Source organism: Jeotgalibacillus marinus (assembly GCF_040801915.1).
In the GTDB taxonomy this organism is placed as follows: Bacteria; Bacillota; Bacilli; order Bacillales; family Jeotgalibacillaceae; genus Jeotgalibacillus; species Jeotgalibacillus marinus.
The window spans coordinates 1-4243 of record NZ_JBFMIA010000041.1 but is presented as its reverse complement, the minus strand read 5'-3'; the positions used below and the strand labels follow the sequence as shown (position 1 = coordinate 4243).

Sequence of the window (4243 nt, the reverse complement as noted above, 5' to 3'; positions counted from 1 at the left end):
AGTCGTACTTTTTCGTGTTCAAGTCCCGCTATTTTTTCTAGCGAGATCGCCGATAAATCGTAGGACACTAAGATCTGGTTTTTTTCTTGTAAGGCATTCCACGTGTCCATAAGTAACTGGTTTGGGTCTTCTTCATCGGACGAATCAAAAAAGTCAAACCGATGGCGAGTGAAATTCTCTCTGCCATACTTTTGTAAAGCATCTGGATCTCCTACCCATTTTTGACCGAATGGTTTGTCTACTGGATCGTCTTTTTGAGTGGACCACTCCACCTCTTCAAAGGTGAGTCGTCTGTCGCTCCCGTCTGCTCCTTCTTCCCCTTTTCCTCGCCCATACAAGGCGGTTTTAGGATAAGAGACCACGGTCCTGTGAATGCTTTGAAGGTCTTTGGAAATGCTGAGTGTCTTTCCTGTATCTGCTCCACGTCTTGGCAAGATATCTATATATCTACCCGTTATTTTATTACCTGAGATAAGAATACGGTCTTTAACCTCACCGCCCCACGTACTAAGGATGTTATTGATCGCAGAAAGAACCGATTCAAAATAGAAATCAACTTCATTTAATCCGAGTTCGGCCACTTCACCTACTTGCCATCTAGTATCCTGTAAGGCTTGAGAAAGTGCATCCTCCATTGTTTGGTCTTGAGTGCTACTTTCTTCAAGCGCCTCGTCTTCTAATTCGTCCATCCACGCAGCCTTACAAAAGACTTCCTTATACAACACATCATCGTGTACTTCCTCTAATTCTTTAATGACAAACAACCGAAGCTCGCCGTCTTCATCCTTAAAAGCAACCAAGTTTTCTTCTTTGATGAATTGACTATCCGGATGATTAGCTGGGACCCAAAACTCAAAGAAGTTATCTTTATTCAATTGTTCAGTGTGGGACGCTTCTGTGTACTCTTTTAAGATGGTTTGTAGTTCTTCGTTTTGATTGAATATATATAACAAAAAAACACCTCCTTACATGAGTCAATTTCCATTTACTAATTTATTCGTCTGCTTCTTCAAATTGATCGTATAGATAATCGTAAATCAGTGCATCTTGTCCGCTGAATTCTTTGTCGCAATCGAACAAAATGGTTTTCACCGTTTTTAGCATTTCCGTATTATCGCCACCATCAATCACAAGTCCTTCTTCGAGAAGCTCGATCTTGTCTTTACGGAACGCTTCAACATCTTTCACTCCCACTTTTGACCATTTTTTTTAATTTTAGGGTTACCCTCGTCATCTAAGTGGCAATGCTCTTTTAATAATTCCTGTTCTTGTTCCGCCACTTCCTTCAATCGTTCGTCTAAAACCTTGTAAACTTACTACGATGACGTGATTGTTTCCCTTTTAAAGACAAATTAAAAAGCAGGCTGATCGCCTGCCTTAGTAATTCATTTTTTATTTTTACTTGCATATGATTTGTAAATAGGTGATACTGACATTGGCATTGTCCATTCTGTATACCACTCACCAAATTCCATTCCTTTTTGGTAGTTAAATTTGAAATAAACCTCAACGTCTGGTAAAAAATAAAATAACTCTGCTCTTTTTCGACCGTTCTCATCCTCAATGTAAACTCTTTCTCCTACTAATTGTGCAGTGATAGTTTGATGAGGGGTATTTGTTGCTTTAATATTTAAGGCTGTAGTAGCTTCTCCTTCAATCGTCTCACCATAAATACTTTCATGTCTTAAATTTAAGATGTCATCGACAAAATGATATATTCGATGAACATCACCGTTGTAATTTAGTTCATATGTTACTTCTTTTGTTAGATTCATATTAATCTCTCCTTAATTTGTTTTAATTCTGCTTTAAGTAGTGCATTTTCCATTTCAAGATAGTTAATTCGTTCATCATGACCTTCATATAAGAAACTAAGCTCTTTGGTCGCGTGCCAATTCAAACTTGGTATGGCATACAAATCTACTGACTCTCGATTTGCCGAAAGAACTTGAGTAGGTGTTCGATATCCGTCTCCGATAATAAATCCATGCTTGATCCTATCAATTCCATTGTTAACATCATCGATTAATCGATAGGAATAAATATCGCTCTGCCGTATAATTTCTAAAGCAGAACCTTCAAACTTGGCTATGTCTGTTTTATATCGCTCCAATGAACGTTCGCTAAATTCAGCAGCTTCGACAGGTCGCCATGTATCTGTCGTACCACGGACTGTTACTCTCAGATTTCCGCCACTAGATGGCCGAGCATAGAGATGAATTCCACCTCCGCTATGATCAATAAAAGAGCCATAAAAACCACTTGCACGTACTGGCATATAATGATCTAGTGTTTCACTTCGAGTGACTCTCAACTCACCCAATGGTCTTGCATAAATATGTGTAGCTGCTCCAATAGGATTAATATTCCAAAAGTTTCCATAAAAACCACTAGCACGTACTGGCATATAATGATCTAGTGTTTCACTTCGAGTGACTCTCAACTCACCCAATGGCCTTGCATAAATATTTGTAGCTCCAATAGGATTAACATTCCAAAAGTTACCATAAAAACCACTAGCACGTACCGGGGTAAAAATGTAATCATGTATACTCCCATTACCAGGTAAACTTGAGTAATTAACAGATCGTGTCTCGCCATGACTTCCTAGATAAATATTAGTATTAGATGTTCCGATTGCCGAACTCGTCACTTGTGAACGATCCGCTTGGAATCGTATATCACCGTTGCTGTTATACCCCTTTATTCCATCTGGCGAAATCGTAACAGATTGACCGTTGGAATTGTCTAACTTCATATCTCCACCATTAAGTTCAAACGTCGAATCTTGAGCAACAGATTTAAAAACAGAACCTTTAATTGTTACACCAGATATCGTGATTCCAGATAGCTCGCCAACGTTTATTTTATCTGCTGATAGATCATTGATATGTGCATCTGTAATGACTGCTTCATCGATCTGTGCTGATCCAATAATAGCTTTATCAAGGTGTGCGCGTTTGATCACACCATTGTCAATGGCGAGTTCACCAACTGCTCCCTTAGAAATGTAGGTGGTACCGTCAGTCATATACACGTCACCTGTTAACTCAATCATTGCGGCTTCTATTTTAACCGATTCAGCACTTTGATTGATCGACGATATAATCCCGTCTTTCTCAACTTTCGATTCGATCCGATCAGCATGCACCGATAAAGAAGCCTCTGCTTGCGTCATTCGTCCTGTTAAGCTATTCACTTCTTCTTGCTCCGCTTTTAGAACGATGGAGGTGGATAGTTGGGTGATGGAGGATTCGGACGATCTAACTCTGACATCTAGGTTATCAATGTCACTTTCCAAACTTTTTACACTAGTCGAAATCCCATCTACATCAACCTTTAATTCAGACACTTGGCTACTTACACTAGTAACTTCGTCATCGATAGTATCCACTTGAGCTTGAGTTTCTTCCACCTTTAAATAAATGGAGTCAGATAGTTGAGTAATACTACTTTCCGCATTAGAGATAGACGTTGTGTTTTCATCTACTGTTTGAGTCAAAGCACTAACATTAAAACTGATAGAATCGGTTTTTTGATCAATGCTTGAAGCGTATTCTTCCAGGTCTTCCATTTCATCAAGCAGATCAGCTAGATCGCTATCAACCAGCGTGAACCTGCCTTCTACATAGTTCAATCCTGCTTTGTTCGCAAGTTCTTCATTAATTTCTTTTTCTGTTTCTTGAATTTCTTCGTCTGTATATTGCTTTGCCTTTTCATTAATAGCATCTAAAGCTTCTTGCTTCATTTTGTCTATCCCTATGGTGTCACCAGCTAAAATTTCAGCTTTTTTACTTAATTCACGTAGCTCAGCAGCAATTTCTTCACCGAACAGGATATCATCAGATACGACCCTCGCGGTGGTCGCCGAGACTTCATCAGATAATACGCTGGCACGACCATGAAAGTTGATAGCTTTCACCCTGAAATAATATTGTTTGTTCGTTTCTCCAACAAAATTGTAGCCATTGATTAATCCACGAAAGATCAGATTCTCAGGAGATGCTGTTGAGCCTTGAACCTCACTTACATAGACTTCGAATGCCTGCGTATAAAACTCACCATAGGCATAGTCCCAGTTAAGTTTAACGGTCGCAAATACACCTTCAGCAGTGATAACTGGCTTGCTAGGCTGAATGTCTGGATACTTCTCAGGATCGATGGTTAAATCAGGTACTTCACTCCATCTACCCGAATTATTATTGATTGTATCCACTACATCGTCCAAACGTGTGTCATCAGT

The 4243-nt window shown here is 39.4% G+C and carries 4 protein-coding genes; all 4 read right to left on the bottom strand.

Going from position 1 to position 4243, the window contains the following annotated elements; translation table 11 throughout:
- Window positions 1-953: phage tail spike protein (locus AB1471_RS16595; protein WP_367780873.1), on the bottom strand; the 953-nt coding region annotated here is incomplete at its 3' end.
- Between the two features lie 40 nt (window positions 954-993).
- Window positions 994-1188: a hypothetical protein gene (locus tag AB1471_RS16590; RefSeq protein WP_367780872.1), complete on the bottom strand. Its 195-nt coding sequence runs from the start codon at window positions 1186-1188 to the stop codon at window positions 994-996.
- 197 nt (window positions 1189-1385) lie between these two features.
- A complete protein-coding gene (locus AB1471_RS16585; RefSeq protein WP_367780871.1) occupies window positions 1386-1775 on the bottom strand; it encodes a hypothetical protein in 390 nt (129 codons plus the stop codon).
- Window positions 1772-4243 (bottom strand): tail fiber domain-containing protein (locus tag AB1471_RS16580; RefSeq protein ID WP_367780870.1); only part of this gene is annotated, 2472 nt, incomplete at its 5' end. The genes AB1471_RS16580 and AB1471_RS16585, both read right to left, overlap by 4 nt.

What these genes read in the sequence shown, in the direction of transcription:
- AB1471_RS16585 (WP_367780871.1), bottom strand. Translation starts at nt 1,775, where the DNA reads ATGAATCTAACAAAAGAAGTAACATATGAACTAAATTACAACGGTGAT.